We start from the raw sequence: 26,285 nt of genomic DNA on the forward strand, positions 1-26,285 counted from the left end.
TTGCCCCTCGGTCCCGACGCAAATGACGCCCGCCGCGAGTCCTGCTCAAGATCAGTCCATCCATACTATACCGTGCAATTGTTGCGTCAACACTCATAGTTGCATAGGTCTGATCTCCGGCACCTTGCCCGCTCAAGCAAACATCTGATGCTCGGCCGTCACCAGTTCCTGCAGGAAGGCGGCGACGGTGCGCACGCGCACCAGGTCGCGGGCGCTTTCGTGGTAGGTGGTCCAGTAGGCCCGCCGGATCGTCGTTTCAGGCAGGATGCGTTCGAGTTCCGGCGTGTGCCGGGCGATGTAGTTGTGCAGGATGCCGATGCCGGCGCTGGAGCGCACGGCCTCCGTCTGGCCGGTGGCGCTCGATATTTCGAACGACGCATCCCAGCTGCGCATGATCTCGGCGGAAAAATTGAGCGACGGGGTGAAGATCAGGTCCTCGACATAGCCGATGCGGCGATGGTGCTTGAGGCCGTCGATCGTCTTCGGCGTCCCGTGCTGCGCCAGATAGGTCGTCGATGCATAGAGGCCGAGTGTATAGTCGGTCAGTTTCGATGAGACCAGTCGTCCCTGTTCTGGCCGTTCGATGGTGATGGCGATATCGGCTTCGCGCTGCGACAGCGAGAAGGAGCGGGGGACCGGCACGAGCTGCAGCTTCAGTTCCGGATAGCGCGCGGTCAGCCGGCCGAGGCGTGGCGCGAGGAAGGAAACGCCGAAGCCGTCGGGCGCGCCGATGCGCACGGTGCCGGCAATCGCCGTGTCGATGCGGCCGATCTGCGACTGTGCGGCGAGCATTTCCGTTTCCATCCGTTCAGCGGCCGCCAGAAAGATTTCGCCCTCGGCCGTCAGCTCGCATCCGTTCGGCCGGCGTACAAGCAGCCGCGTCTTCAGCGTTTCCTCGAGCGCGGTCACCCGCCGGCTGAGCGTCGCATGGTTGAGGCCGAGCCGTTTCGAAGCGGCAAGGATCTGCCCGGTGCGAGCCACCGCCAGGAACATTCTCACATCGTCCCAATTCATGTTTCAGATCCTCATGGACTTCAATTTACGCACAACGGTTGCTAAATATCGTAAATTGCTTTGTTCAAATCGTAGTGTGATCATGCCGCCACAATCAAGATCAGGAGGAGACATCCATGTACGAACTCGGTCATTTCATTGATGGCAAGCGCGTTGCCGGCACCAGCGGCCGCACGAGCAACATCTTCAACCCGGCAACGGGCGAAGTGCAGGGCACCGTGGCGCTGGCAAGCGACGCGGAACTTGCCGCTGCCGTCGCCAGTGCCAAGGCCGCGCAGCCGAAGTGGGCCGCGACCAACCCGCAGCGCCGCGCCCGCGTCTTCATGAAGTTCGTCGAACTCTTGAACACCCACATGAACGAGCTTGCCGAGATCCTGTCGCGCGAGCACGGCAAGACGATCGAAGACGCCAAGGGCGATCTTGTTCGCGGCCTGGAAGTCTGCGAATTCGTCATCGGCATTCCGCACCTGCAGAAGAGCGAGTTCACCGAAGGCGCCGGTCCGGGTATCGACATGTACTCGATCCGCCAGGCCGTCGGCATCGGCGCTGGCATCACGCCGTTCAACTTCCCCGCCATGATCCCGATGTGGATGTTCGCGCCGGCGATCGCCTGCGGCAACGCCTTCATCCTGAAGCCGTCCGAGCGTGACCCGTCCGTTCCGATCCGTCTGGCTGAACTGATGATCGAGGCAGGCCTGCCGGCCGGCATCCTCAACGTCGTCAACGGCGACAAGGGTGCGGTCGACGCGATCCTCACCAACCCCGACATTTCGGCCGTCTCCTTCGTCGGGTCGACGCCGATCGCCCGCTACGTCTACGGCACGGCTGCCATGAACGGCAAGCGCGCCCAGTGCTTCGGCGGCGCCAAGAACCACATGATCATCATGCCGGACGCCGATCTCGACCAGGCCGCCAATGCGCTGATGGGTGCCGGCTACGGCTCGGCCGGCGAACGCTGCATGGCGATCTCGGTTGCCGTTCCGGTCGGTGAAGACACCGCCGACCGCCTGATCGCCAAGCTGACGCCGATGGTCGAAAGCCTGCGAATCGGTCCCTACACCGACGAGAAGGCCGACATGGGCCCAGTCGTGACCAAGGAAGCCCAGGCGCGCATCAAGAGCCTGATCGACAGTGGTGTCGAGGCGGGTGCAAAGCTCGTCGTCGACGGCCGCGATTTCAAGCTCCAGGGCTATGAGGACGGTTACTTCGTCGGCGGTTGCCTGTTCGACCACGTTACCCCCGACATGGACATCTACAAGACCGAGATCTTCGGACCGGTTCTTTCGGTTGTCCGCGCCAAGAACTACGAGGAAGCCCTCGACCTGCCGATGAAGCACGAATACGGCAACGGCGTCGCCATCTACACCCGCGACGGCGATGCCGCCCGCGACTTCGCCTCGCGCATCAACATCGGCATGGTCGGCGTCAACGTTCCGATCCCGGTTCCGCTCGCCTACCATTCCTTCGGCGGCTGGAAGTCCTCGTCCTTCGGCGACCTCAACCAGCATGGCACGGACTCGATCAAGTTCTGGACCAAGACCAAGACGATCACCGAGCGCTGGCCGTCGGGCATCAAGGACGGTGCCGAATTCGTCATGCCGACGATGAAGTAACAACGGGATAAAGATCCTCCCGCCTCCAGGGCCTCCTTCGGGAGGCCCTTTTTTGTTGCTTGCCCGGACACCCTTCAGGCAGCTCTTTCCTGTTGCAGTCAGTTCTGTGTTGCAACTAATTTGATATGTCTCAGGTCGTCGCGAATTGATTCGCGTCTTGATCGAATATTGCAGGTATTTCGACCGTTCTTTTGCATGGAAGGCTCATCCGGGGGGATAGCCACAGTTCGCTGGGTTCACAAATGACGTCATCCTGTCGCAACGCGGCGCCTGTTTGATAGCGGGCAGCCGCACTCTGATTTCATTGAGAGAGGTTTTATCATGGTCGTGGCCGACACGGCGTCGATGCAAGGAACGTTGACGCAGCGAGTACCGGACAATTTCCACCGCCTGTCGTTTACCGGCAGCGGCAAAGAGTATTTTGGCATCTGGATCGTCAACGTGCTTTTGACGATCATTACGCTCGGAATCTATTCCGCCTGGGCAAAGGTCCGTCGCAACCGCTATTTCTACGGCAACACGGTGCTTCTCGGGCGTGCCTTCGAATATCATGCGAAGGGCAAGCAGATCCTGATCGGCCGGATCATCGTTTTCTCCTATCTGATCCTCTACAACGTCATGCTGACCTTCGTGCCGATCGCCGGCATCATCCTTGCACTGCTGCTTGTGGCCTTCGTGCCGTGGCTGGTGGTCAGGGGCCTGCGCTTCAGTGCGCGCGTGACCAGCTATCGCAATGTGCGGTTCGATTTCGTCGGCGGCGTCGGTGGCGCGTTTCTCGCCTTTATTGTCGGTCCGGTCATTTCGGTGTTGACGCTCGGTATTCTCGTGCCGCTCGCCAGCCGCTGGTCGTATCGCTATATCGGCAGCAACCTGCGTTACGGGCAACGGGCATTTGCGACCGATCCTGCCGTCGGGGCGATCTACAGGTCCTGGTTCCTGTCGGCCGCCATCATCGTGGCCGGCCTGCTGATCATTGCCTTTATCGGGTTCCTCAATCTGGCGGTGATCCTGTCGTTGTTCGATAGTTCCTATGAGGCAACACCGGGAATGCAGTTTTCGATGATCGCCTTGTTCGTCATCGGCTACATCGCATTCCTTTCGATCTTCGGGGTCGCGGCTCTGTTCTACCGTGCTGGCGTTCGCAACGTCGCCTGGTCGGCAACGACCTTCGACGGCAAGCATCAGCTGACGAGCGACCTGTCGCGGGGCCGTTACGCCTGGATCGCGACCACCAACCTGATCGCCACCATCTTCACGCTGGGTCTGATGCGTCCCTGGGCAGCAGTTCGCATGGCGCGTTATGTCAATGACCATACGGGTGTGCATTTCGAGGGCAATGTCGGCGAGATGTTCGACAAGATCGCGCAGGAAGGTTCGGCCGTCGGGTCGGAGTTCATGGATTTCGAAGGCTTCGACTTTGGCTTCTAGCGGCATCGACATCGCTGTTGGCGAGTGGCATCCGGCCGGTTCCAGCCGGTCGGTGCCCTCACGGCTGATCGAAGAGGGCGGCGGCCTCAAGGCTTCGGATGAGGCCGGGGCCGAACTCGCAGCCGGCGCGTTTGCCGCCATCGATATCTCCGCGCGTGTCGGCGCCATTCCGCGCCGCGTCGGCTTTCCCGATGGTTCCTTGTTCGAGACGACCGACAATGATGCCATCGATCGTTTCCTCAAGACCAAGGGAAAAACCAGCCTCGTCCACGAATGGGAGCGGTTCCACCCGCGCCTGATTGCGGTCGTCCTGGCGACCGTGCTCTGTGGTATGGCCATCTATCGTTATGCCGTCCCGGCGCTGGTCGAGATCGCCGTGCTGGTGACGCCACCGATCGTGCCGAAGATCATGTCGGCAAGTACGCTGGAGACGATGGACCGCACGGTGCTCGACACCTCCGCCTTGGCGGCCGAGCGCCAGAAAAAGATCCGCGACGGGTTCGATGCCATCGCGCGGCTGTCCGATCGCGGCGAGGGCGGATACACGCTCAACTACCGCAAGGGCGGCTCCATCGGCCCGAATGCCTTCGCGCTCCCCGATGGCACGTTGATCGTCACCGATGAGCTGGTCGAGCTTGCCGGCGACGATACCGAGATGATCGTCGGCGTGCTGGCGCACGAGATCGGTCACGTCGAGCTCGAGCACAGCCTGCGGCAGATCTACAGGGCGGCTGGCGTTGCTGGGCTGATCATGATGATCGGCGGCGACATCGGCTCCGGTGCTGAGGATATTCTGGTGCAGGGCGCCGGCCTTCTGACGCTCTCCTATTCGCGGGCGGCGGAAGCGGCAGCCGATCGGCACTCGGTGGAACTGATGCTGAAGGCCAGGCGGGATCCGACGGCGATCGCCCGGTTCTTCGACCTGCTCGAAAAGGAGCTTGGCGACAGTTCCGATACCAGCATCCTTGCGACCCATCCCGGCACGCCGGAACGGCGCAAGGCGATCCTCGACTATGCCGGCGAATTGAAGGTGCAGGGGCAGTAGGGCTTCGGCCAGTCGAGCGGCTTCGCCACACACGGCACGGCGATATCACCAAACGAAAACAGCGGGCACTCGGCCCGCTGTTTCCACTTCATGTAAAGGCTTTCGATCAGTCCTGCGGACCGTCGTTGTAGCCGACCTTGTCGACCAGTTCCGACGCCTTCTTGCGGTTGGCGGCAATCTCGGCCAGCGGCAGCTCGTCCGGCTTGATCGTGCCGAAGGACTTGACGACGTCGGAGGGCTCGGCACCCGGCAGCACCGGATATTCGTAGACCTGCTCGGCATAGATCTTCTGCGCTTCGCCTTCCGACAGGAATTCCATCAGCTTCAGCGCGTTGTCCTTGTTCGGAGCGTTCTTGGCGAGCGCCATGCCCGAAATGTTCACATGCGTGCCGCGGTCCTTGGCGTTCGGGAACAGCACCTTGATGGCCGCTGCCCATTCCTTCTGCTCCGGCTCCTTCTCGTTGGTCAGCATCAGACCGACATAGTAGGTGTTGCCGAGCGCGAGATCGCATTCGCCGGCGAGGATCGCCTTGGCCTGGTCGCGGTCGCCTCCGTCGGGCTTCTTCGCCAGATTGTTCTTCAGGCCCGTCAGCCACTTCTCGGTCGCAGCTTCGCCGTTGTGGGCGATCATCGAGGCGAACAGGCCGATATTGTAGGAATGCTGGCCGTCACGGGTGCAGATCTTGCCCTTCCACTTCGGATCGGCGAGTTCTTCGTAGGTGATGTCGTTCTCAGTGACGCGGTCCTTGGAGGCGTAGACGACGCGACCGCGGGTGGTCAGGCCGAACCAGTTGCCTTCAGGATCGCGGAAATGCGCCGGAATGTCCTTGTTGATCGTCTCGTTGACAACAGGCTGTGTCACGCCTGCGTCCTTGGCCTCGGTGAGGCGGCTGATGTCGACAGTCAGGATCACGTCCGCCGGCGAGTTGGCGCCTTCGGCCTGGATGCGCTCGACGAGGCCCTTGTCGAGGAAGAGCACGTTCGTCGTGATGCCGGTTTCCTTGGTGAAGGCATCGAGCAGCGGCTTGATCAGGTCGGGCTGACGATAGGAATAGATGTTGACCTCGCCATCGGCCCAGGCGGCCGTGGACGCGAGCAGGCTTGCGGTGAGGGACAATACGCCCATTGCAGCTCTTGAAACGGACATGGTTTCCTCCATTTTTTGGTTTGAGCTAAGTAAACAAAATCGCTCATCTTTTTGATCCGCAGCTCACCAACAGTCAATCGGGTAACGGTTAACGATCAAGCAGATGTGACTTTTTTGGTTTTTTGGAATTGTTCCAAACTACGATCCGTCCTATATGAATGTTCGATAAACCTCTCGATTCCGGAGTGAATTATGCGACTGACGAAACAAACGAACTACGCAGTTCGCATGTTGATGTACTGCGCTGCAAACGGCGAGAAGCTCAGCCGCATTCCCGAAATCGCCAGGGCCTATGGCGTGTCCGAGTTGTTTCTGTTCAAGATCCTTCAGCCGTTGACGCGTGCCGGTCTGGTCGAAACCGTGCGTGGCCGAAACGGCGGCGTACGCCTGCCGAAGCCCGCTTCGGCCATCACTTTGTTCGATGTGGTCAAGGTAACGGAAGACAGTTTCGCCATGGCCGAATGCTTCGAGGCCGGCGAAATCGACTGTCCGTTGGTCGACAGCTGTGGTCTCAACTCCGCTCTGCGCAAGGCTCTGAACGCCTTCTTCGAAGTGCTGCAGGGTTACACCATCGACGATCTGGTCAAGGCGCGTCCCCAGATCAACTTCCTGCTTGGCATCGAAGAGACCAAGCGTCCGCAGACGACTGCGGCCTGATCTCCAATTTCGCGGCGCCGCGTGTCCTGACGCCCGGCGCTGCAACGCCTGATCCTGCCGCATGATTTCGCGGGTCAGAGCCGCCGCCGGCCACCGTTTCAGTTCGGCGCCAGATATTCCCTCAGTATGAACTCTATTGCCGTCGGATCGATCTCTGACTTGTCGATGCGGAAATCCGCGCCGTATTCTTCCAGGTTCTGGAAATAGGGCTCGACGAGCGACCCCGAGATAACACCGATCGGGCCGATGAAGCCCTGGTGCCGGAGCGCCGGTACCGTTTCGCGGAAGTCGCGCTGCGGCTGAAGGCGGTTGTCCATCAACACCATCGAAACCGGTTTTCCCGACCGTAGAAATTCGAGCGCGCTTTCGATCGTCTGGCAGTAATGCAATTCAATCTGGATAGTGCTGACCTTCCTGATCAGCCCGCGCAAAATGAGGTTCTCCGCAGGGTCGTCGTCAACGAGCAGGATATGGGCTTTTTGTGTCATGATCGTCCAAGTACCTGAGTGACCGGGAGCCATTCTGCGGTGCGCGCCTGCTATCGGCAAGCGGCTTGGTGGCGAGTATGTGTCGTTTCTGCGGCGTCCGATTGCAGCGGTTCCGCCTTGCAGCGCAGCCATGTTCAAATCGTCCCGTCGACCGGCGTCACTGAATGATCTGTTCGCGTATCGCCTTCGCCACCATTTGTGTCCGATTGACGACATCCAGCTTCTTCAGGATCGTCGCCGTGTGCGAATTCACGGTGTGTTCCGAGACCGAGACGATCAGTGCGATCTCGCTGGCCGTCTTTCCATGGGAAATCCACTTGAGAATCTCCGTTTCGCGCGGCGTCAGGCCCATTCCGGCCTTGTTGGAAAGCGCGATGCGATAGAAGTAGTCGAAGGCGCAGATGGCATCATAGGTCAGCTCGAAATGCTCGGAGCGGGCGATATCGTTGCCATCGCCCAAGAAGAGCACGGCATACCGCGCGCCCGTCGCCGCCGCGTGCACCGGCACGCTCAAGAGCAGTTCGAAGCCGAGCTGGACCAGCAGGTTCTGGCCGTTGGCGCAGTCGGGGTCGCCCGATCTCCAGACGGAGGAAATAATCGACGTGTGCAGGGTCTTGTAGAAGAGCGAATCGCCGAAGCGGTGGCGCTTGTCGTATTCTTCCGCCAGCCCCGACGGAAGATCGTGCAGGACAAGCCGGGTGGACAGCATGCACGCGTCGTTCTCGTTGCCGAGCTGCAGAATGCCGAAATGATTGAAGCCGAACCGCAGCGTCATCGTGTGAAAGATGCGGAAGAAGTCGACGCGGTTGAGCGCTTTCTCCAGATCGTTGCGGAGATCGTAGCGCCTGTGATTTTCCAGCAAACTTGCCACGAATGCGCTACCCCTTTGTCGCGAGGTGGCAGTCTACGCGCAAGACCGGCTCAATCAACCGCATGAAGCCGGCATCGAAATTGCGGATTGGCATCGTCACGACCGTCTCTCGGCGGTCTTGCCGCGAGATCGAAAGCGCGGTGAGGCGGATGCCGCCCCCTCCCAAGGACGTTTTGGCACGTCGATTGTCTCCCCCGAGATTTTGTCTAGGTTCTATTGCACAATCGGACGGGTGATTTCTACCCAACTATCTTGGGATTGACCGTTTCTTGCGATTTCATCGAATCGCTGACCCTGCGCCTGTGGCAACACACGCAGGGCGGGTGCACGGCGGACTGTCGGCCGCTACAACCAGCCCGTTCCGCGCACGCCCCTTTCCCCGTCGCCCATCACCCCGCACCGTCGACGAAAAACGGATGTGGCCCCGGCGCGCCGGGCGAGGAGGGGCCGACAAAGCCCCCGGAAATGTCAGGGTATTCTAAAACAGTGGACAGATTTCCGGCTCCGCCCCAGGTAGAATTTTTCGCATAGACAAATTTGTTCGGCGACTTATTGCAATGCGACGCCAAATGTCGTTCCATCCGGCCTTGACCGGGGGCAAACGCCATTCCGCGTCAGGAAAATACGAGAACAAGAACAAATCTGGGAAGCAAAGCTCATGAAAAAGCTCACTACTCTCTTCGCAGCGACGGCGCTTGCCACGCTGATGGCCGGCTCCGCCTGGTCGAAAACGTTCGTTTATTGCTCGGAAGGTTCGCCTGAGGGTTTTGACCCGGGCCTCTACACCGCCGGCACGACGTTCGACGCAGCAGCGCACACGGTCTATAACCGCCTGCTCGAGTTCAAGAAGGGCACGACCGAAACCGAGCCGGGCCTCGCTGAGAGCTGGACCATTTCCGATGATGGCCTTGAATACACGTTCAAGCTGCGTCCGGGCGTGAAGTTCCAGACGACGGAGTTCTTCACTCCTACTCGCGAGCTGAACGCTGACGACGTTGTGTTCTCCTATGAGCGCCAGCTCAAGGCCGACAACCCCTGGAACAAGTACGTGACCGGCGCTTCGTGGGAATACGCAGCCGGCATGGGCTTCCCGGAAGTCATCAAGTCGGTCGAGAAGGTCGATGACCTGACGGTCAAGTTCACCCTGACGCGCAAGGAAGCGCCGTTCCTCGCCAACATCGCCATGCCGTTCGCTTCGATCCTGTCGAAGGAGTATGCCGACAAGCTGCAGGCCGAAGGCAAGATGAACCAGATGAACCAGATGCCGCTCGGCACCGGTCCTTTCGCCTTCGTCGCCTACCAGCAGGATGCCGTGATCCGCTACAAGGCACACCCGGATTACTGGGGTGGCAAGCAGAAGATCGACGACCTGGTCTTCGCGATCACTTCGGACGCTTCGGTTCGCTTCCAGAAGCTGCAGGCCGGCGAATGCCACCTGATGCCGTTCCCGAACTCGGCCGACGTGGCTGCCATGAAAGCCGATCCGAACCTGAAGGTGATGGAACAGGCCGGTCTGAACGTTGCCTACCTCGCCTACAACACGACGCAGGCTCCGTTCGACAAGCCGGAAGTTCGCAAGGCGCTGAACAAGGCGATCAACAAGCAGGCGATCGTCGACGCGGTGTTCCAGGGCGCTGCTCAGCCGGCAACCAACCCGATCCCGCCGACGATGTGGTCGTACAACGACACGCTCCAGGACGACACCTACGACCTCGACGCAGCCAAGAAGATGCTCGAAGAAGCAGGCGTCAAGGATCTGTCGATGAAGGTGTGGGCGATGCCGGTTTCGCGTCCCTACATGCTCAACGCCCGTCGCGCGGCCGAACTGATGCAGGCTGACTTCGCCAAGATCGGCGTCAAGGTCGAGATCGTGTCCTACGAATGGGCCGAATACCTCGACAAGTCGAAGGCAAAGGACCGTGACGGTGCCGTCATCCTCGGCTGGACCGGCGACAACGGTGACCCGGACAACTTCCTCGACACCCTGCTCGGCTGCAACGCTGTGGGCGGCAACAACCGCGCTCAGTGGTGCAACCCGGAATTCGACGCCCTGGTCAAGAAGGCCAAGGACACGTCCGATCTGGCAGAGCGCACCAAGCTCTACGAAGAGGCGCAGGTTGTCTTCAAGCGCGAAGCCCCCTGGGCAACGCTTGACCACTCCCTGTCGGTCGTTCCGATGCGCAAGAATGTCGAAGGCTTCGTCCAGAGCCCGCTCGGCGATTTTGCCTTCGACGGCGTGGATATTGTCGAGTAAGCTAATAAACTGATCCGAAAGGGGGCGTTTGCCACGGGCAAACGCCCCTCTTTGCATCTACTGCAGCGCTAAGCGTCTTGTCAGACGCGCCATGATCGCTGTAGGCACGTTTGAATTGCTGCCTGTACCTACCCTCAAATCCGAAGGGGTCGGGAAAACATGCAGTGGTGCCAGCGCCGGGATACAACGGCGCGGCAACATGGCGCGGGGTAAAACATGTTTCGATTTCTCTTGGGGCGTTTGGCGGTCCTGATCCCGACTTTCATCGGGGTCTCCATCATTGCCTTCTCCTTCATTCGCATGCTTCCGGGCGATCCTGTCGCCCTGCTTTCGGGCGAGCGTGTCATGTCGCCGGAGCGGCATGCGGAAATTTCGCACGCGCTCGGTTTCGACCGGCCGATCGTGATCCAGTATCTCGACTACCTCTGGGGTGTGCTCCATGGTGACTTCGGCACGTCGATTGTGACGAAGAAGCCGGTCATCGACCAGTTCTTCGAACTGTTCCCGGCGACCGTCGAGCTTTCGCTCTGTGCAATCCTGTTTGCTATCGTGCTCGGCATTCCGGCCGGCGTGATCGCTGCGATCAAGCGCGGCTCGGCCGTCGACCAGGCAATGATGGGCACCGCCCTCGTCGGGTTCTCGATGCCGATCTTCTGGTGGGGTCTGCTGCTGATCATGCTGGTCTCGGGCATCCTGCAATGGACGCCGGTTTCGGGCCGCATCTCGCTGATGTATTTCTTCCCGCCGGTTACGGGCTTCATGCTGATCGACTCGCTATTGTCGGGGCAGGCGGGCGCCTTCAAGTCTGCGGTGAGCCATCTCATCCTGCCGACGATCGTGCTCGGCACCATTCCGCTGGCCGTGATTGCGCGCCAGACCCGGTCGGCGATGCTGGAAGTGCTTTCCGAAGACTATGTGCGCACGGCGCGCGCCAAGGGCCTCTCGACCTTCCGTGTCGTCGGCGTGCATGCGCTTCGCAACGCCATGATCCCGGTTATCACCACGATCGGTCTGCAGGTGGGCGTCATGCTCGCCGGCGCGATCCTGACCGAGACGATCTTCTCCTGGCCGGGCATCGGCAAGTGGATGGTGGATTCGGTATCGCGTCGCGACTACGCCGTCATCCAGGGCGGCCTGTTGGTCATCGCTGCGGTGATCATGCTGGTCAACCTCATCGTCGACCTGCTCTACGGTCTCATCAATCCGCGCATCCGGCATTAAGGAGGGCGTCATGTCTCAAGCTGCTGCAACAAACGCCGTTTCGACCGATCCGTCCCGCCGGGCGCGCTTGGCCGAGTTCTGGTATTACTTCTCCGAGAACCGCGGTGCCGTCATCGGTCTCGTGGTCTTCCTGTTCCTTGTTCTGCTGGCGATCTTCGCGCCGTGGGTCGCGCCGCACGATCCAGTCATGCAGTATCGTGACGCCGTGAAGGTTCCACCGGTCTGGCAGGAGGGTGGCCGCGCCGAATTCCTGCTCGGAACCGACGCGGTCGGCCGAGACATGCTCTCGCGCCTGATCTACGGCACGCGCTTCTCGCTGTTTGTCGGCGTCATCGTCACGACACTGTCGCTCGTCGGCGGAATCGCGCTCGGCGTCATTGCCGGCTATTTCCGTGGCTGGGTCGATACCGTCATCATGCGTGTGATGGACATCATCCTCGCCTTCCCGTCGCTGCTGCTCGCTCTCGTGCTGGTGGCTGTTCTCGGCCCGGGGCTCGTCAACGCCATGATCGCGATCGCGCTCGTCTTCCAGCCGCACTTCGTGCGCCTGACCCGTGCCGCCGTCATGAGCGAAAAAAGCCGAGACTATGTGGTCGCAGCCAAGGTTTCCGGTGCCGGCCATGGCCGCCTGATGTTCAAGACGATCCTGCCGAACTGCATGGCGCCGCTGATCGTCCAGGCCACGCTGTCGTTCTCGAGCGCCATCCTCGACGCTGCCGCCCTCGGCTTCCTCGGCATGGGTGCCCAGCCTCCGACACCGGAATGGGGCACCATGCTCGCCGAAGCGCGCGAGTTCATCAACAGCCATTGGTGGATCGTCACCCTTCCAGGCATCGCGATCCTGATCACGGTTCTGGCGATCAACCTGATGGGTGACGGCCTGCGCGATGCGCTTGATCCCAAGCTGAAGAGGTCCTGATCATGGCGCTTCTCGAAATCGAAAACCTGGTCGTCGAATTCCAGACGGCCACCGGTCCCTTCCGCGCCGTCGACGGCGTGTCGATGAAGGTGCACGAAAAGGAAGTGCTGGCGATCGTCGGCGAGTCCGGTTCGGGCAAGTCCGTGTCGATGCTGGCGGCCATGGGCCTCCTGCCATGGACAGCCAAGGTCACGGCCGACAAGCTGACGTTCAACGGTCGCGACCTGCTCGGCATGGCGCCGGCAGAGCGCAAGAAGATCATCGGCAAGGATATCTCGATGATCTTCCAGGAGCCGGTCGCAAGCCTCAATCCGTGCTTCACGGTCGGCTTCCAGATCGAGGAGGTGTTGCGTATCCACCTCGGTCTCGACAAGGCTCAACGGCGCAAGCGCGCCATCGAACTGTTCGAGGCGGTCGGCATCCCCGATCCGGGCGAGCGGCTGGGGCACTATCCTCACCAGATGTCGGGCGGTCAGTGCCAGCGCGTGATGATCGCGATCGCCATTGCCTGCAACCCGAAGCTCCTGATCGCCGACGAGCCGACGACCGCGCTCGACGTGACGATCCAGAAGCAGATCCTCGACCTCCTGATGCGGCTCCAGGCCGAGCACGGCATGGGCCTGATCATGATCACGCACAACATGGGCGTGGTCGCCGAGACTGCCGACCGCGTCGTCGTGCAGTACAAGGGGCGCAAGATGGAAGAAGCCGACGTGCTGTCGCTGTTCGAATCGCCGAAGAGCAACTACACGCGCGCGCTGCTGGCAGCCTTGCCGGACAACGCGACCGGCGACCGGTTGCCGACCATCTCCGAGCTTTTTGTCGATGAGCAGAGCCTTCAAGGAGCCGCCCGATGACCGTTGTTCTCGAAGCGCGCAACCTGGTGCGCGACTATCATATCCCCGGCGGCCTGATGAAAAAGGCCAAGACCGTGCATGCGCTCAAGGGCGTGAGTTTCTCGGTCGAAGAGGGCAAGACGCTGGCGATCGTCGGCGAAAGCGGCTGCGGCAAGTCGACGCTTGGCCGCATCCTGACGCTGATCGACCCGGCTACGTCGGGTGATCTGCTGATCGATGGCAACAAGGTCGATATCACCAAGGGCGACCTGACGCCGGAGATGCGCCGCAAGGTGCAGATCGTCTTCCAGAACCCCTATGGCTCGCTCAACCCGCGCCAGAAGATCGGCGACATCTTGACGGAACCGCTGATCATCAACACCAAGACCCCCGCTGACGAACGTCGCGAGCGGGCGATGGCGATGCTGAAGAAGGTCGGTCTCGACGAGAAGCACTACAATCGTTACCCGCACATGTTTTCGGGCGGCCAGCGCCAGCGCATCGCCATTGCGCGTGCGCTGATGCTCAACCCGAAGCTTCTGGTGCTGGACGAGCCGGTCTCGGCGCTCGACCTGTCGGTCCAGGCGCAGGTGTTGAACCTGCTCGCGGATCTGCAGGACGAGTTCCAACTGACCTACGTGTTCATCAGCCACGATCTCTCGGTGGTGCGCTACATCGCCGACGAGGTGATGGTGATGTATTTTGGTGAAGCGGTCGAATACGGCAGCCGCGACGAAGTCTTCGCCGACCCCAAGCACAGCTACACCAAGACGCTGTTTGCCGCGACGCCGCGCGCCGACGTTGCCAGCATCAAGGCACGGCTTGCCAAGAAGCAGGCCGCCTGATCCATCTCGGCGTTGTCTGACAAAGCGAGGCCGGGGAAAGAATTCTCCGGCTTCTTGGCCTTGAGGGGCCGATGGTGTAGAGCTTTCGCGCCGCCATTCACTTCTCGCCTTCCGGCGGCGGGCAGCCGCTTTTCGGCCGACCATTCAGCGTTCGGCCCAACTTCAGGAACACGATCATGGAAATCAAGCGTTTCGAAACCGGCCCCCGGATGAGCCAGGCCGTGGTTTACAACAACACCGTCTACCTCGCCGGCCAGGTCGGCAATGCCGGTGACGATGTCGTGACCCAGACGAAGCAGGCGCTTGCCGAAGTCGACCGTCTTCTGGCGCTCGCCGGCACCGACAAGACCCGCATCCTCTCGGCCACCATCTGGCTCGCCGACATGGCCGACTTCCCGAAGATGAACTCGGTCTGGGATGCCTGGGCACCGCAGGGCAACACCCCGGCACGCGCCACCGGCGAAGCAAAGCTCGCAACCCCGGAATATCTCGTCGAAGTCATCGTCGTCGCAGCCGCCGCTTAAACGCCTGCCGCGCAAAAGTCCTTGGCGAACTTGCCGCCACATTGCATCTCCGCCGCCGTGCCCTGTGCACGGCGGCGTTTTTCATTTGACGGGCCTGCCCTTGTTCCCCCGCCGCGCAGGAACCATTCGCCAGTCCGCACGTTTACCTTCGGTTCCACAAAAAATGGGAGGGCGTTCGATGCTCTACTGGCTGCCGCGGATTTGCGTGCTTGCTTTCGCAGGTCTCTTGATCGGTTTCGGTTTCGTCCCGGACACCGCCACCGGTGTTGCGCACACATTGCTCGTCATCGTTCTCGGTCTCGGGCTTTTGTCGCTGACCTTGCACGTGTTCCCACCCGAACGACACTGAACGACAGGGTACGCAGACTGGCGTGCGCGCGACAAAAAGAGGCGAGGGACGGCATTGGACACATCCGGCCATACGGCTGCTTACTACAAGCTGAAACGCATCGCCGAGGAGGAAACGGCCACGGCTGAAGCGGCCTTGCCTGCTGAGCCGAAGCGGGATGGCATCGATCTGATGGTCGCCTGGAGCATCATCGGCCTATTCGTGATTGCCGGCTCTGCCGCCGTCTACTCGATGGAAACGATCCTGATGCCGATCACGCTGGCCGTCGTTGTCGGCATCGTGCTCGGGCGCGCGGCCGACAGCCTGTCAAAGTTCGGCCTTCCGCCGATCATGGGCGGGTTGTTGCTGGCGCTCGTCTTCGTTCTTGGTCTTGCGTCGGTGGTCAGCGTCCTGCTTGGACCGATCACGGACCTGGCGCAGAAGGCGCCGGCCCTGGCGGAAGGGGTGGTCGAGCGCGTGCTGCCATTCATCGAGCGTTTCGAATGGTTGCGCGTCGCCGTGGCGAAAGGCACAGGCAGCGACGCACTCGCCGATACCGTCATGAAAAATGCCGCGCCCGTGCTCGGTGCCGTCGCCGGCGGGCTGACGCCCGCTCTGGTTCAGACGTTGATCTTTCTGGCAGCACTCGGGCTGTTCCTTCTGGGGCGCCTGCATCTGCGCAGAACCATCATTCTTGCCTTTACCAGCCGGGAAAGACGCCTGAGCACGATCCGCATCATGAACGCGATCGAAAGCGCGCTGGCACAGTATTTTTCGATTGCGAGCCTGATCTATCTCGCCCTCGGTGTCGTCACCATGATCATCGCGCTGGTCGGCGGCCTGGCCATGCCGCCGCTGTGGGGGCTGTTCGCCTTCGTCTCCAGCTTCATACCTTATCTCGGCGTGACACTGATGACGCTGGCGCTGCTCGTCGGTGGGCTGATGACGCATGACGCCATTCTGCTGGCGCTTGCGCCGGCCGCCACCTTCTTCGTGGTGCATCTCGTCATGGAAAACCTGGTGATACCCTCGATCCTCGGCAACAGGCTCGAGGTCAACCCGTTCCTCGTCTTCGTCGCCATCATCTTCTGGACATGGATGTGGGGCGCGGTCGGCGCCATGCTGGCGCTGCCCTTATCGCTCATCGCCATGACGATTTTCGAGGAGGTGCGCGAGCAGCCGCCCGAGCGGCAGCTGCCGGCGTAATGCCTGTGGTGCGTGCGCTTATCTGCCCGTCGAGCGGGCGTGCTCGTCGAAAAACAGGGCCTGGCTGATGAGCGCCTTGACCATATCCGGATTGAAAGGCTTGGTCACCAGGAAGGCCGGCTCCGGCCGCTTGCCTGTCAGCAGCCGCTCGGGGAAGGCGGTGATGAAGATCACCGGCACTGCCGCGTCCTTCAGGATCTCGTTGACGGCGTCGATGCCCGAGCTGCCGTCGGCAAGCTGGATGTCGGCCAGAACCATCTTCGGAGCCGTCTTGTGATAGAGGTCCAGAGCTTCCTTGTGCGTGCGGGCGATGCCGGTCACGCGATGGCCGAGGCTCGTCACCATGTCTTCGATATCGAGTGCGATCAGCGGCTCGTCTTCGATGATCAGGACTTCGGTTGCCACCTGGCGCGAGATGTCTTCCGAAGCGACCGTCAGCAGCTTGGAAAACGCCGCCTGGCTCTGCCCCATGATCTCGGCGGCATCGGCAATCGAGAAACCCTCGACCGAGACGAGCAGAAAGGCCTGGCGCGCTGCGGGCGCGATAAGCGAAAGATTGGCGGCTGCCTGTTGCTCCCAGGCGAAGGGAGAGACGTTCTCGGTCCGGTCGATGGAGACTTTCTCGAACAGCGAGCAGAACAGTTTATAGAGGGAGATCCGGTCATTGGAACTGTCGGGAAAAAGGCTGATGTCTTCGATCAGCGCTTCCAGGACTGCTGCCACATAACCGTCGCCGGCAGCCTGTGAACCTGTCACGGCGCGGGAGTAACGGCGGAGAAAGGGAAGGTGTGGCGCAATACGGGTCGAAAGTGACATCAAGTACTTCCTTGGGTCTGATGTGATTCGCTTGTTTTCTGAGGACAATGGACATCCCGCGAAAGACGTGAATGTTTTGAACACGTTTTTCGGCCTATGGGAAGCTGGCAACAGCGATGCGCGCTCGAGGTGTTTCGAGCGCCTTGCGACGTGGGGATATGTGGGATGGAAGACCCTGTGGACGAACGCGGTGCTACGGAGGGCGGAACGGCGAAGGCCGCAAGCGGTTTGGATCCGAACGGCTTGATTGGCTCGAAACTGAAGGCGCTCTATCGGGCTATCGAACAGGAGCCGGTACCCGACCTTTTCATCGACCTTTTGCAAAAGCTGGATGATGCCGAGGCGTGTATGCAGGCTAACGGCAAGCTTCCGCCCAAGGTATGAGCCCACGACATGAGAAACGGGCCGAAGCCCGTTTCCCTCGCTCTTTCGAAACGTTTTCGCCTTAGCAGGCTGCTTCGTAGCGGCGGCCGTAGCGGTCGCGGTAGATGCAGCGCCCAGGCTCATTGGCATTGCCTATAAGCGCGCCGGCGACACCGCCGATGGCGGCACCCACTGCAGCGCCTCTGACATTGCCTGTTGCGGCACCGCCGATGATTGCACCGCCGGTCGCGCCGATCGCCGCACCCTTTTCCGTTTGCGTGCAGGCCGCGAGGGGCAGGATCAGGCTTGCTACGATAAGTATCTTCTTCATGACGCGTTCCTATCCGAGGTTTGCTTCGTTGAACATTGAAGGATGCATTCAGCCTAGGCCGGTTGCGGGGAATGAGGACGAACAGAATGACGACAATGAGGCCGCTCGCAAAGGCACGCGCTCGGAATCGACGCCAGCCCTGACCTAGGCTTCACGACTATCTTAGCCGCCCTTGCATTGCTCGCAACGGGCCGGAATGCACCGCTCATCAATGTCTCCCTGTGTGGTATCGCCGCGGGCGCAGCGCTTGTTATTGCTGTGGAAACGACGATCACGCCGATTTGTTCCATCGGGCAAATTCTTCTTGGAAGCTGCCGTCGATCAGGCGTTCTGGCGGGTGGTCGGCGGCAATTGCCCGCAGACGTGCCCGACGCTTGCTCCGCCCGACAATGCCCCGACAATTCCTGGGCCGTTAGCCGTCGTCCCGATGTGAAATGCCGCACCGAGTTCGCGGGCTTACGAAGGTTACGACCAAATTTCGGCCCGCACGATGGAACTTCGTAGGGTCCATGATCGTTTGCTTATGGAGTTTTTGATCAAGGAGCATGCGAATGGAACATATCGCTGCCATCATGGTCCTCGTCGGCTGCATGCAGGGCGAAGCCGCCTGCCGTGAGGTTCCGACGCCGGTCGTCGGTTTCGAAACCGTCGAAGAATGTCATGAATTGCTTTCGCCATCGATCGACGAGGTCGGGAAGGTGTTCAAGAGCGCCTACGGTAAATGCGCCGAAGTCGATCCGGCGCTGTTCGTCGAAGATGCGACGATTGAGTGGCGGATCACGCCATCGCGCCAGCTCGAAGTCAAGGTGTTCGCCGACGACGGCGCTTACGCTGTTGCCGCGCGCACGGACGATGCTCCCAAACTCCGTAACTGAAGTTGCCATCGAGACGTGCAACCGTCTGCGCCGCCGGCAACAGAGTTTGACAGTGATGCAGAACGAAAAACTAACGCCGCCGCGGTGATCAATCGCAGCGGCTTTTACTTTTGTGGTGTTTGAAAAGAGCGTTTCTCAGCAACTATCTTTTCGGTTTGGGCTCGGTCTTTTTCAGCTTTTCAAGAAGACTGTCCAGGTTTCTGCTCGGTTTGTCTGCGTTGTGTGCGTAGAGATCACGCATCGTTCTACCGATGTGAAGATTACTGTCCGGCCGCTCAGCGTTTCGGCGTGCTGTTTCAGCGGCGGACTTCCAGATATGTGACATTGGCATCTTCATGTCGAACCTGCTTTATTCCTTCAGGGGACAACGTAGGACTATCTCGAAGGTTCCTGGCGGAATTCGTCTCGGCTGTGTCATTTCGAGACTGATTTGCTGGTCATGGTTAATAGATCGTTTCGATGCTCTTTTGGTAGGGTCGAAGATTTTTCCGTTCTCGACGGACGCGCCGGAACAAAATCCCGGATCATGACGTTTCTTCTCCAGCGACGCACACAAGGAGATATCCTATGCTTTACTACGCTCTCGTCTTTCTGGTGGTGGCGATTATCGCCGGTGTACTTGGTTTTGGCGGTATTGCTGGCGCTTCTGCAGGTATCGCGCAGATCCTGTTCTTCCTCTTCCTCGCCTTCCTGGTGATCTCGCTGGTCGCAGGTTTGATGCGTAGAACCTGATCAGGAGGCCATCCTCTTCCAGGACATGAACAAGGGACGAATGTCGAAAGGCTTCGTCCCTTTTTCGTGTTCGGTTGCCGTCCGCGACATCCCTTGCCCTCACAGATGCGCTTGGCTATTCATGCCGAAACGGATCTGACGCGCACCAAAGGAATGCGAACATCATGAAATCGCTGGAGCTCCTCGTAGAGCGGATCATCTTGTCCAGTCGCTGGCTGCTGGTCATCTTCTACCTCGGGCTTGTTGCAGCGTTGGGACTCTACGGAATCTCGTTCATGTACAAGCTCGCGAAGATTGCCGGCATGGTCTTCGTCTACGACGATGCCCAGATGATCCTTGCGATGCTCGGGCTGATCGATGCGGCGCTGGTGGCAAGCCTGATCGTCATGGTGATGATCTCGGGATACGAGAATTTCGTCAGCCGCTTCGACGAGGGTGACGCCGAGGTCTCCTTCCTTGGCAAACTCGATGCCGGCAGCCTGAAGATCAAGGTTGCCTCGTCGATTGTCGCGATCTCGTCGATCCATCTTCTGCAGATCTTCCTCAATACGCAGCAATATACCGACCAGCAGCTGATGTGGGCGACGATTATGCATCTTGCCTTCGTGGTTTCGGCGGTTCTGCTCGGCTACCTCGAGCAGATCATGAATGGCCTGAAGAAGAAGTAGCGTTTTGGCTCGGCGGTGAATGCTGCCGTGGCTTGTGTTGATCGAGGAGCGAGGCAGCGGGACATGAAGACTGACGTAGTGGTTCTCGGGGCCGGCATCGTCGGCATATCGACCGCCATCCATCTGGCACGGCGCGGCAAGTCGGTGGTGCTGCTCGATCGGCGCGGCGCAGGCGAGGAAACATCCTACGGCAATGCTGGCCTCATCCAGCGCGAAGGCGTGTTTCCCTACGGTTTCCCGCATGATTTCGGGGCACTGTTCCGCTACGCGCTGAACAACACCATCGACGCACATTACCACATCCGCGCCTTGCCGGGCCTGGTGCCGTTCCTGGCGCGCTACTGGTGGCACTCGGGTTTCACCCAGCACCAGCGTATCGCCCACATGTATGCGCCGCTGATCGAGCATTCGATCGTCGAGCATGAGGATCTCATCAACGCATCCGGCGCAAGCGACCTGATCCGCAAGGACGGCTGGATGAAGGTCTTCCGCACCGAGAAGGCGCGCGACGCCGCTTACAAGGACGCCGAAAAACTGTCGGCCGGTTTCGGCGTCAACCACCAGAAACTTTCGGCCAGCGAATTGAAGATGATAGAGCCGTCCATCAAGGCCGATCTCGTCGGTGGCCTGCGCTGGAGCGATCCCTGGTCGATCCGCGATCCGCACAGCCTCAATATGGCCTATCTCGCCTATTTCCAGTCACTCGGCGGTCGTCTTGTTTCCGGCGACGCCGCGACGGTGGAGCACATCCTCGAAGGCCCGGGCTGGCGGGTGGCAACGCCCGAAGGTCCGCTCGAGGCGCATGAGGTGGTCGTCGCGCTCGGTCCCTGGGCCGATACCGTAACGCGCAAGCTCGGCTACCACTTCCCGCTTGCCGTCAAGCGCGGCTACCACATGCATTACGGCATGCAGGAGGGCGCTCAGCTCAACAACTGGGTGCTGGATGCCGAGAAAGGCTATTTCCTGGCGCCGATGCAACGCGGCATCCGCCTGACGACAGGTGCGGAATTTGCCTGGCGCGATGCGCCGAAGACACCGGTGCAACTCACCCGCGCCGAGCGCGTCGCGCGCGAGTTCTTCCCGCTGGCCGAACGCCGCGACGAGGAGCCGTGGATGGGCGCTCGGCCCTGCACGCCGGATATGATGCCGATCATCGGCAAGGCGCCGCGGCACCAAGGCCTATGGTTCGCCTTCGGCCATGCCCATCACGGCATGACGCTCGGGCCCGTCACCGGTCGGGCACTTGCCGAAGCCATGACCGGGGAGAAGACGGTGATCGATATCGCGCCCTATCGGCCGGAGCGCTTCTTCTCCTGATCGTTTCTGCGATCGACAAGAGTCCGGAAGCATCGCGTCCGGCCTCTTTGCCTTTGATCTGCCCTCGCGCAGATGCTGCCTAGGCGTTGGTGCCGCCGTCGATGGTGAATTCGGTGCCGGTTACGCCCCTCGCGTCCGGTCCTGCGAGCCAGGCGACAAGACCCGCCACTTCGCTGGCATCGTTGAACCGAGGGATTGCCATCAGGTCGCGTTGTGGATCTGCATGCGCGCCATCCTGCGGGTTCATGTCGGTGTTGGTCGAGCCGGGATGGACGATATTGACGGTGATGCTTTTCGGCCCGAGGTCGCGCGCGACCGCCTTGGTAAAGCCGACAAGCGCAGACTTGCTGAGCGCATAGAGGCTGATGCCTGGAAAGGGGACGCGCTGGGCCAGATTGCTGCCGACCGAAATGATGCGTCCGCCATCCGGCATGTGCCTTGCGGCAGCGCTCGTTGCCAGCACCACCGCCTTCACGTTGATATCGACCGTGCGATCGAAATCGTCCGCCGTTACCTCCGTGATGGCGGTCGCTTCATAAATGCCGGCATTGTTGACGAGAATGTCGATGCGTCCGTACCGCTCGACGACCGCCTTGACGGCGGCTCCCACCGCCTCCCCATCGCGGTTGTCGGCACGAATGGCGAGCGCCTTGCCGCCCGCCTGCTCGATTTCGGCAACCAGTGCATCGGCCTTGGCCTGTGACTGGCCGTAGGTGATGGCGACGATGGCGCCCTCGCTTGCCAGCCGCCTGGCGATCGCCGCACCAATGCCGCGCGCGCCGCCTGTCACCAACGCTATCCTGTCCTTCAAGTTCGACACGTCCAACTCCATATTTGTAGTGATCGATACATATAAAGATGGCGACTTGCTTCATCCTGTCAAGTAATTTATGTATTGACCGATACAAAATGGAGTTCAGGCGATGTCCAGCCGTGGCCGACCCCGCACCTTCTCGCGCGATGAAGCGCTGAGAAGTGCCATGGAAATCTTCTGGGACAAGGGTTTCGACAACACGTCGCTTGCCGACCTGACACGGGTGATGGGGCTCAACCCGCCGAGCCTGTACGCCGCCTTCGGCAGCAAGGCGAAACTTTTCCTGGAGGCTGTCGATCTCTATGGCCGCACCGACGGCGCCGGCATCTGGGAGTTTCTCGACGATGCGCCGACTGCAAGGGAAGCGGTCCACGACCTCTTGAAGCGGTCGGCCGAGAATTTTACCCAATGGGCAGAACCGCGCGGCTGCATGGTCGTGCTTTCGGCCCCGCAGATGGAAGGGGGCGACACGGCCGTTTGCGATGGCCTGAAGGCACGTCGGCTGGAAAAACAGGTGGCCTTGCAGAGCCGGCTTGAACGGGGGGTGGCGGACGGCGATCTTCCCGAGGGAACCGATTGCGATGCGATTGCGGCCTATGTAACGTCGATCCAGCACGGAATGTCGATCCACGCGCGCGACGGGGCATCGCGCCAGACCCTCATGGCAATCGCCGACTGTTGTGCGGCGGGATGGGACGCGATGGTTGCGGGCGTAACGACGAAAGCTCAATTCTGACATTTGGCTACGGCGAAGCCTCGGCCGGCGTCGCATCAACCAGCGCAACTTTCAGGTCGCGTCCGGCATATTTGGTGCTTCGCAGGGCCAAATCGAAGCCTCACGTCATGGTGAACGACGCCATATGAAACCTTCGCCGGAAGGACTACTTCCGGCGAAGGCAAAGCGTGGCGAAAGAACCGTTACTGCGCCGGTGCCGGCTGCGTTGCCGTGCCATCCGTTGCCGGCGGCGTCGTACCCTGCTGCGGCGTTGATTCCGGAGCGGTCATCGTTCCGCCTGACGGTGCGGTGGTCGTATCGGCCGGTGGCGTGGTCGTCGTATCCGTTGCTGGCGGGGTCACCGTCTGGCCAGTTGTCGACTGGTCAGCCGTGGCCGGTGGCGTCGCCGTATCGGTCGTATCGCGCGACAGTTCCGCTGGTAGCCAGGCGATCAAAGCGATCACGAGGCCGGCAAGCAGGATGATCACGAGCGGCCAACTGCTCCGCCCGGAGCGGACCGGCGCGGGATCGTTTGGCAGCGGTGTCGGCTGACCTGTCACCGGGTCGATGAGCGGCTTTTCCTTGAACTCTTCATGTTGATTCATCGCGTTTACATCCTTTCTGGGCGTCCTCCGGCGATGGGTATTGTCTGGCCGGAACGGCCTCGGCAAAGACCGGGGACCGGATTGTGCGGCTGCAAACTGTCGTTGCGAACCTGGCATGCTCGACTGGACGCGTTCTGCCATAAAAACGCGCGAAAACTTGCAATGTTCCATCGGGTACAACCGCCCGGATCGCATGCGCTTTACAGGCCGCTGTTTTCGCTGCAAGAAAGTCGTCTCTTTAGGGGAGGGCGATCATGACGCTTGAGGCATACCGAAGCGGAACCTTTGTCGGGCGTGTCTGGCGATCTGATATCGATGGGCCGGGGCTGGTGACCATCAGGGATGGCGCGATTGTCGACATCACCTCGAAACCGGCGCCCACCATGCGCGATCTGTTGGAGCTTCCAGACCCCGTCGCCCATATCCATGAGCGGGATGGTGAACGGCTTGCGTCGGTGACGGATCTGCTCGCGGGCGAGGGCGACGGCTCGAGAAATCGGCTGCTTGCCCCCTGCGATCTCCAGGCGGTGAAGGCCTGCGGCGTCACCTTTGCACGCTCGATGATCGAGCGGGTCATCGAGGAGCGGGCCGCTGGCGATGCCGCACGCGCCGAGGCGATCCGCGCACGCGTCACTGCTGTCATCGGCGACAGCCTGCGAAACCTGAAGGCCGGTTCGCCCGAGGCTGCCCGCGTCAAGGCGGCGCTGATCGAGGAGGGCGTGTGGTCGCAATATCTCGAGGTTGGCATCGGTCCGGATGCGGAGGTTTTTACCAAGGCGCAAGTGTTGTCTTCGGTCGGCTCAGGGGCGGAGGTCGGGCTCCATCCAATCTCGCGCTGGAACAATCCGGAGCCGGAAATTGTGCTGGCCGTCGCTTCAGATGGCGCCGTCAAGGGCGCGACGCTCGGCAACGATGTCAATCTGCGCGACGTCGAGGGCCGGTCCGCTCTGCTGCTCGGCAAGGCGAAGGACAACAACGCCTCCTGCGCCATCGGGCCTTTCATCCGCCTGTTCGACGAGACCTATACGATCGACCATGTGCGCAGGGCCGAACTCGGACTGCTGGTCGAGGGGGCCGATGGCTACCGCCTGAAGGGAACGAGCAGCATGGCGGAGATCAGTCGCGATCCTCTCGACCTCGTCGCCCAGACCATAGGGCCGCATCATCAATATCCCGACGGACTGATGCTGTTCATGGGCACCCTGTTTGCGCCGGTCGAAGACCGCGACGAGAAGGGCCAGGGTTTTACCCACAAGATCGGCGACCGAGTGACGATTTCAAACGCCGAACTCGGCAGCCTGACGAACACTGTGCGCCTGTCGACGGAGTGTCCGCCCTGGACCTTCGGCACGGCCGCGCTGATGCGCAACCTCGCCAGGCGCGGCCTGCTTTAGCATCGCTCACCGCTGCTTGCCCATCCAGCCTGAAATCGGCGCCCGGATCAGGTGTTTGGCCACGTCGACGGCTTGGACGACGAAAGGCCCCGCCAATCTTCATCGGCGGGGCCTTCATGTGACTGTACGGTTTAAATCATGCCGCGCAAAAGCGCGCCGCGGTTTTGCGATAACGATATGCGCAGGAACAAGAGCTTAAAGCGCGCCAAGCGAATCCGAAAGATCGCGACGGGCTTCAGGCCTGGCTGTTGTCTTCAACAGGTGCGTCCGGTCCGTTCTTCTTGATCGAATCGATGGCGTTTTGAGCGCTGGCCTTGCTTGCGTAGCCTTCGGTCGAAAACATCACTTCGCTGTTGTACTTGAAGCGAACCCGGTATTCGCCAGCCTTGTCTTTGTAGATCTCGAACTTATGAGCCATGTGCCCTCCCATATGTAACGGTGAATCACGCAAGGACTAGCGTGGCAGTTGCAAGCGGCGTTGACAAGATGTCGGCGCTTTCATTCAAATCTACACATCCGCTTCACGTGGTCTTGATATGCCCATGGCTGGTTGAGCAATTTCCACGCACCGACCAACTCCGCATCGGAAAGGCAGAACCCGCCATGAGCACGCAGACCGATGCCCGCTTCTGGGACCGGACGTCACGGAGGTATGCAGCCGGCAAGATTGTCGACCAGGCCGGATATGAGCGCACGTTAGAGCGAACTCGCGCTCTGTTGAGATCAAGCGACAGGGTTCTGGAATTGGGTTGCGGCACAGGAACCACGGCGCTCCGGCTGGCTGGCCACGTGCTCAGCTATGTCGCGACGGATATTTCGACCGGAATGATTGCGATTGCCGAGGAAAAACGTGCCGCCGACCCCGTCGCGGGCTTGAGCTTTTGCAACGCGACCGCCGATATGCTGTCACCCGCCGACATGCAGTTCGATGTCGTCATGGGGTTCAACTATCTGCACCTGGTGCGCGACCTGCCCGGCACGCTCGGCCGCATCCACGCCCTGCTTGCAAGGAACGGCCGGTTCATCTCCAAGACACCTTGCGTCGGGGATATGAATCCGCTTATCCGGCATGCCCTGCTGCCCGCGATGCGCGCGCTCGGCAAGGCGCCCTATGCCGGCATCTTTCGGGCTGCGGACCTGTGCCGGAGCATCCGTGCTGCGGGCTTCGACGTCGTTGCAACGGAAGGCCACGCAACCAGGGGCAATGACAATCGCCCCTACATCGTGGCGCACAAACGATGATCGAAGGTTAGAGGCGG

The 26,285-nt window shown here is 60.8% G+C and carries 29 protein-coding genes; 20 read left to right on the forward strand and 9 right to left on the reverse strand.

Annotation, left to right across the window (positions count from 1 at the left end; all coding sequences use genetic code 11):
- Positions 1-132: 132 nt before the first annotated feature.
- Positions 133-1,014: a LysR family transcriptional regulator gene (locus tag HT585_RS03235; RefSeq protein WP_176351574.1), complete on the reverse strand. Its 882-nt coding sequence runs from the start codon at positions 1,012-1,014 to the stop codon at positions 133-135.
- A gap of 116 nt (positions 1,015-1,130) precedes the next feature.
- Between HT585_RS03235 and HT585_RS03240 the strand changes: the two genes are divergently transcribed.
- From HT585_RS03240 to HT585_RS03250, 3 genes are all read left to right on the forward strand, one after another.
- A complete protein-coding gene (locus HT585_RS03240) occupies positions 1,131-2,627 on the forward strand; it encodes a CoA-acylating methylmalonate-semialdehyde dehydrogenase (protein WP_176351575.1) in 1,497 nt (498 codons plus the stop codon).
- 321 nt (positions 2,628-2,948) lie between these two features.
- Entirely contained in the window at positions 2,949-4,055 is a 1,107-nt protein-coding gene (locus HT585_RS03245) for a YjgN family protein (RefSeq protein ID WP_176351576.1), read from the forward strand.
- Entirely contained in the window at positions 4,045-5,100 is a 1,056-nt protein-coding gene (locus HT585_RS03250) for a M48 family metallopeptidase (RefSeq protein ID WP_176351577.1), read from the forward strand. The genes HT585_RS03245 and HT585_RS03250 overlap by 11 nt, the downstream gene beginning before the upstream one ends.
- Positions 5,101-5,206: 106 nt before the next feature.
- Here the strand turns inward: HT585_RS03250 and HT585_RS03255 are convergent, their stop codons facing one another.
- Positions 5,207-6,226 (reverse strand): Fe(3+) ABC transporter substrate-binding protein, encoded by a 1,020-nt coding sequence (locus tag HT585_RS03255; RefSeq protein WP_425513723.1) that lies wholly within the window; start codon positions 6,224-6,226, stop codon positions 5,207-5,209.
- A gap of 213 nt (positions 6,227-6,439) precedes the next feature.
- Between HT585_RS03255 and rirA the strand changes: the two genes are divergently transcribed.
- On the forward strand, positions 6,440-6,904 hold the full coding sequence (gene rirA, locus HT585_RS03260; protein WP_176351579.1) for an iron-responsive transcriptional regulator RirA: 465 nt from the start codon (positions 6,440-6,442) through the stop codon (positions 6,902-6,904).
- A 98-nt stretch (positions 6,905-7,002) separates the two neighbouring features.
- Here the strand turns inward: rirA and HT585_RS03265 are convergent, their stop codons facing one another.
- Both HT585_RS03265 and HT585_RS03270 read right to left on the reverse strand, forming a co-directional pair.
- Complete coding sequence (locus tag HT585_RS03265; protein ID WP_176351580.1) at positions 7,003-7,524, reverse strand: response regulator; 522 nt, start codon at positions 7,522-7,524, stop codon at positions 7,003-7,005.
- A gap of 25 nt (positions 7,525-7,549) precedes the next feature.
- Positions 7,550-8,263 carry a LuxR C-terminal-related transcriptional regulator gene (locus HT585_RS03270; RefSeq protein WP_176351581.1) on the reverse strand — a complete coding sequence of 238 codons (714 nt, stop codon included), beginning with the start codon at positions 8,261-8,263 and terminating at the stop codon, positions 7,550-7,552.
- A gap of 658 nt (positions 8,264-8,921) precedes the next feature.
- Here HT585_RS03270 and HT585_RS03275 point away from each other — a divergent pair.
- The 8 genes from HT585_RS03275 (at position 8,922) to HT585_RS03310 (ending at position 16,396) form a co-directional block, all read left to right on the forward strand.
- Positions 8,922-10,517 carry an ABC transporter substrate-binding protein gene (locus HT585_RS03275; RefSeq protein ID WP_176351582.1) on the forward strand — a complete coding sequence of 532 codons (1,596 nt, stop codon included), beginning with the start codon at positions 8,922-8,924 and terminating at the stop codon, positions 10,515-10,517.
- Positions 10,518-10,733: 216 nt separating this feature from the next.
- Complete coding sequence (locus HT585_RS03280) at positions 10,734-11,738, forward strand: ABC transporter permease subunit (protein ID WP_176351583.1); 1,005 nt, start codon at positions 10,734-10,736, stop codon at positions 11,736-11,738.
- Between the two features lie 10 nt (positions 11,739-11,748).
- A complete protein-coding gene (locus tag HT585_RS03285; protein WP_176351584.1) occupies positions 11,749-12,657 on the forward strand; it encodes an ABC transporter permease subunit in 909 nt (302 codons plus the stop codon).
- A 2-nt stretch (positions 12,658-12,659) separates the two neighbouring features.
- A complete protein-coding gene (locus tag HT585_RS03290) occupies positions 12,660-13,514 on the forward strand; it encodes an ABC transporter ATP-binding protein (protein ID WP_176351585.1) in 855 nt (284 codons plus the stop codon).
- The gene (locus HT585_RS03295) at positions 13,511-14,338 is read left to right on the forward strand and encodes an ABC transporter ATP-binding protein (protein ID WP_176351586.1); all 828 of its coding nucleotides are present in this window, start codon (positions 13,511-13,513) and stop codon (positions 14,336-14,338) included. Before HT585_RS03290 ends, HT585_RS03295 begins: the two co-directional genes overlap by 4 nt.
- A 176-nt stretch (positions 14,339-14,514) precedes the next feature.
- Positions 14,515-14,862, forward strand: a complete 348-nt coding sequence (locus tag HT585_RS03300; protein WP_025426006.1) for a RidA family protein — start codon at positions 14,515-14,517, stop codon at positions 14,860-14,862.
- A gap of 178 nt (positions 14,863-15,040) precedes the next feature.
- A complete protein-coding gene (locus HT585_RS03305; RefSeq protein WP_171986904.1) occupies positions 15,041-15,211 on the forward strand; it encodes a hypothetical protein in 171 nt (56 codons plus the stop codon).
- 54 nt (positions 15,212-15,265) lie between these two features.
- Positions 15,266-16,396 (forward strand): AI-2E family transporter, encoded by a 1,131-nt coding sequence (locus HT585_RS03310; protein WP_176351587.1) that lies wholly within the window; start codon positions 15,266-15,268, stop codon positions 16,394-16,396.
- A gap of 18 nt (positions 16,397-16,414) precedes the next feature.
- Here the strand turns inward: HT585_RS03310 and HT585_RS03315 are convergent, their stop codons facing one another.
- The gene (locus tag HT585_RS03315; protein WP_176351588.1) at positions 16,415-17,212 is read right to left on the reverse strand and encodes a response regulator; all 798 of its coding nucleotides are present in this window, start codon (positions 17,210-17,212) and stop codon (positions 16,415-16,417) included.
- 165 nt (positions 17,213-17,377) lie between these two features.
- On the opposite strand from HT585_RS03315, the gene HT585_RS03320 reads away from it, so the two are divergent.
- Positions 17,378-17,596 (forward strand): NepR family anti-sigma factor, encoded by a 219-nt coding sequence (locus HT585_RS03320; protein WP_176351589.1) that lies wholly within the window; start codon positions 17,378-17,380, stop codon positions 17,594-17,596.
- 61 nt (positions 17,597-17,657) lie between these two features.
- On the opposite strand, the gene HT585_RS03325 is transcribed toward HT585_RS03320, so the two are convergent.
- Positions 17,658-17,906, reverse strand: a complete 249-nt coding sequence (locus tag HT585_RS03325; protein ID WP_065775524.1) for a glycine zipper domain-containing protein — start codon at positions 17,904-17,906, stop codon at positions 17,658-17,660.
- A gap of 551 nt (positions 17,907-18,457) precedes the next feature.
- Between HT585_RS03325 and HT585_RS03330 the strand changes: the two genes are divergently transcribed.
- The 4 genes from HT585_RS03330 to HT585_RS03345 all read left to right on the forward strand — a co-directional run bounded on the left by HT585_RS03330 (position 18,458) and on the right by HT585_RS03345 (position 21,498).
- Positions 18,458-18,781, forward strand: coding sequence for a hypothetical protein (locus tag HT585_RS03330; RefSeq protein ID WP_176351590.1), 324 nt, complete (start codon positions 18,458-18,460; stop codon positions 18,779-18,781).
- A 567-nt stretch (positions 18,782-19,348) separates the two neighbouring features.
- A complete protein-coding gene (locus HT585_RS03335; protein WP_037105882.1) occupies positions 19,349-19,513 on the forward strand; it encodes a DUF1328 domain-containing protein in 165 nt (54 codons plus the stop codon).
- A 164-nt stretch (positions 19,514-19,677) separates the two neighbouring features.
- Positions 19,678-20,181, forward strand: a complete 504-nt coding sequence (locus HT585_RS03340; protein ID WP_176351591.1) for a TIGR00645 family protein — start codon at positions 19,678-19,680, stop codon at positions 20,179-20,181.
- 63 nt (positions 20,182-20,244) lie between these two features.
- A complete protein-coding gene (locus HT585_RS03345; protein WP_176351592.1) occupies positions 20,245-21,498 on the forward strand; it encodes an NAD(P)/FAD-dependent oxidoreductase in 1,254 nt (417 codons plus the stop codon).
- A gap of 79 nt (positions 21,499-21,577) precedes the next feature.
- Here the strand turns inward: HT585_RS03345 and HT585_RS03350 are convergent, their stop codons facing one another.
- Positions 21,578-22,324 (reverse strand): SDR family NAD(P)-dependent oxidoreductase, encoded by a 747-nt coding sequence (locus HT585_RS03350; protein WP_176352170.1) that lies wholly within the window; start codon positions 22,322-22,324, stop codon positions 21,578-21,580.
- A gap of 97 nt (positions 22,325-22,421) precedes the next feature.
- On the opposite strand from HT585_RS03350, the gene HT585_RS03355 reads away from it, so the two are divergent.
- On the forward strand, positions 22,422-23,048 hold the full coding sequence (locus HT585_RS03355; RefSeq protein WP_176351593.1) for a TetR/AcrR family transcriptional regulator: 627 nt from the start codon (positions 22,422-22,424) through the stop codon (positions 23,046-23,048).
- A 182-nt stretch (positions 23,049-23,230) separates the two neighbouring features.
- On the opposite strand, the gene HT585_RS03360 is transcribed toward HT585_RS03355, so the two are convergent.
- Entirely contained in the window at positions 23,231-23,632 is a 402-nt protein-coding gene (locus tag HT585_RS03360; RefSeq protein ID WP_176351594.1) for a hypothetical protein, read from the reverse strand.
- A gap of 254 nt (positions 23,633-23,886) precedes the next feature.
- On the opposite strand from HT585_RS03360, the gene HT585_RS03365 reads away from it, so the two are divergent.
- Complete coding sequence (locus HT585_RS03365; RefSeq protein ID WP_176351595.1) at positions 23,887-25,026, forward strand: fumarylacetoacetate hydrolase family protein; 1,140 nt, start codon at positions 23,887-23,889, stop codon at positions 25,024-25,026.
- A gap of 235 nt (positions 25,027-25,261) precedes the next feature.
- On the opposite strand, the gene HT585_RS03370 is transcribed toward HT585_RS03365, so the two are convergent.
- Complete coding sequence (locus HT585_RS03370; RefSeq protein WP_176351596.1) at positions 25,262-25,444, reverse strand: YegP family protein; 183 nt, start codon at positions 25,442-25,444, stop codon at positions 25,262-25,264.
- Positions 25,445-25,629: 185 nt separating this feature from the next.
- Between HT585_RS03370 and HT585_RS03375 the strand changes: the two genes are divergently transcribed.
- Entirely contained in the window at positions 25,630-26,268 is a 639-nt protein-coding gene (locus tag HT585_RS03375; protein WP_176351597.1) for a class I SAM-dependent methyltransferase, read from the forward strand.
- The last annotated feature ends 17 nt before the right edge of the window (positions 26,269-26,285 follow it).

It is taken from the genome of Ensifer oleiphilus (genome assembly GCF_013371465.1).
Taxonomy (GTDB): Bacteria; Pseudomonadota; Alphaproteobacteria; order Rhizobiales; family Rhizobiaceae; genus Ensifer; species Ensifer oleiphilus.

What these genes read in the sequence shown, in the direction of transcription:
- HT585_RS03235 (WP_176351574.1), bottom strand. Translation starts at nt 1,014, where the DNA reads ATGAATTGGGACGATGTGAGAATGTTCCTGGCGGTGGCTCGCACCGGG.
- HT585_RS03240 (WP_176351575.1), top strand. Translation starts at nt 1,131, where the DNA reads ATGTACGAACTCGGTCATTTCATTGATGGCAAGCGCGTTGCCGGCACC.
- HT585_RS03245 (WP_176351576.1), top strand. Translation starts at nt 2,949, where the DNA reads ATGGTCGTGGCCGACACGGCGTCGATGCAAGGAACGTTGACGCAGCGA.
- HT585_RS03255 (WP_425513723.1), bottom strand. Translation starts at nt 6,226, where the DNA reads ATGGGCGTATTGTCCCTCACCGCAAGCCTGCTCGCGTCCACGGCCGCC.
- rirA (WP_176351579.1), top strand. Translation starts at nt 6,440, where the DNA reads ATGCGACTGACGAAACAAACGAACTACGCAGTTCGCATGTTGATGTAC.
- HT585_RS03265 (WP_176351580.1), bottom strand. Translation starts at nt 7,524, where the DNA reads ATGGCTGCGCTGCAAGGCGGAACCGCTGCAATCGGACGCCGCAGAAAC.
- HT585_RS03275 (WP_176351582.1), top strand. Translation starts at nt 8,922, where the DNA reads ATGAAAAAGCTCACTACTCTCTTCGCAGCGACGGCGCTTGCCACGCTG.
- HT585_RS03280 (WP_176351583.1), top strand. Translation starts at nt 10,734, where the DNA reads ATGTTTCGATTTCTCTTGGGGCGTTTGGCGGTCCTGATCCCGACTTTC.
- HT585_RS03285 (WP_176351584.1), top strand. Translation starts at nt 11,749, where the DNA reads ATGTCTCAAGCTGCTGCAACAAACGCCGTTTCGACCGATCCGTCCCGC.
- HT585_RS03290 (WP_176351585.1), top strand. Translation starts at nt 12,660, where the DNA reads ATGGCGCTTCTCGAAATCGAAAACCTGGTCGTCGAATTCCAGACGGCC.
- HT585_RS03295 (WP_176351586.1), top strand. Translation starts at nt 13,511, where the DNA reads ATGACCGTTGTTCTCGAAGCGCGCAACCTGGTGCGCGACTATCATATC.
- HT585_RS03300 (WP_025426006.1), top strand. Translation starts at nt 14,515, where the DNA reads ATGGAAATCAAGCGTTTCGAAACCGGCCCCCGGATGAGCCAGGCCGTG.
- HT585_RS03305 (WP_171986904.1), top strand. Translation starts at nt 15,041, where the DNA reads ATGCTCTACTGGCTGCCGCGGATTTGCGTGCTTGCTTTCGCAGGTCTC.
- HT585_RS03315 (WP_176351588.1), bottom strand. Translation starts at nt 17,212, where the DNA reads ATGTCACTTTCGACCCGTATTGCGCCACACCTTCCCTTTCTCCGCCGT.
- HT585_RS03320 (WP_176351589.1), top strand. Translation starts at nt 17,378, where the DNA reads ATGGAAGACCCTGTGGACGAACGCGGTGCTACGGAGGGCGGAACGGCG.
- HT585_RS03325 (WP_065775524.1), bottom strand. Translation starts at nt 17,906, where the DNA reads ATGAAGAAGATACTTATCGTAGCAAGCCTGATCCTGCCCCTCGCGGCC.
- HT585_RS03330 (WP_176351590.1), top strand. Translation starts at nt 18,458, where the DNA reads ATGGAACATATCGCTGCCATCATGGTCCTCGTCGGCTGCATGCAGGGC.
- HT585_RS03335 (WP_037105882.1), top strand. Translation starts at nt 19,349, where the DNA reads ATGCTTTACTACGCTCTCGTCTTTCTGGTGGTGGCGATTATCGCCGGT.
- HT585_RS03340 (WP_176351591.1), top strand. Translation starts at nt 19,678, where the DNA reads ATGAAATCGCTGGAGCTCCTCGTAGAGCGGATCATCTTGTCCAGTCGC.
- HT585_RS03345 (WP_176351592.1), top strand. Translation starts at nt 20,245, where the DNA reads ATGAAGACTGACGTAGTGGTTCTCGGGGCCGGCATCGTCGGCATATCG.
- HT585_RS03355 (WP_176351593.1), top strand. Translation starts at nt 22,422, where the DNA reads ATGTCCAGCCGTGGCCGACCCCGCACCTTCTCGCGCGATGAAGCGCTG.
- HT585_RS03360 (WP_176351594.1), bottom strand. Translation starts at nt 23,632, where the DNA reads ATGAATCAACATGAAGAGTTCAAGGAAAAGCCGCTCATCGACCCGGTG.
- HT585_RS03365 (WP_176351595.1), top strand. Translation starts at nt 23,887, where the DNA reads ATGACGCTTGAGGCATACCGAAGCGGAACCTTTGTCGGGCGTGTCTGG.
- HT585_RS03370 (WP_176351596.1), bottom strand. Translation starts at nt 25,444, where the DNA reads ATGGCTCATAAGTTCGAGATCTACAAAGACAAGGCTGGCGAATACCGG.
- HT585_RS03375 (WP_176351597.1), top strand. Translation starts at nt 25,630, where the DNA reads ATGAGCACGCAGACCGATGCCCGCTTCTGGGACCGGACGTCACGGAGG.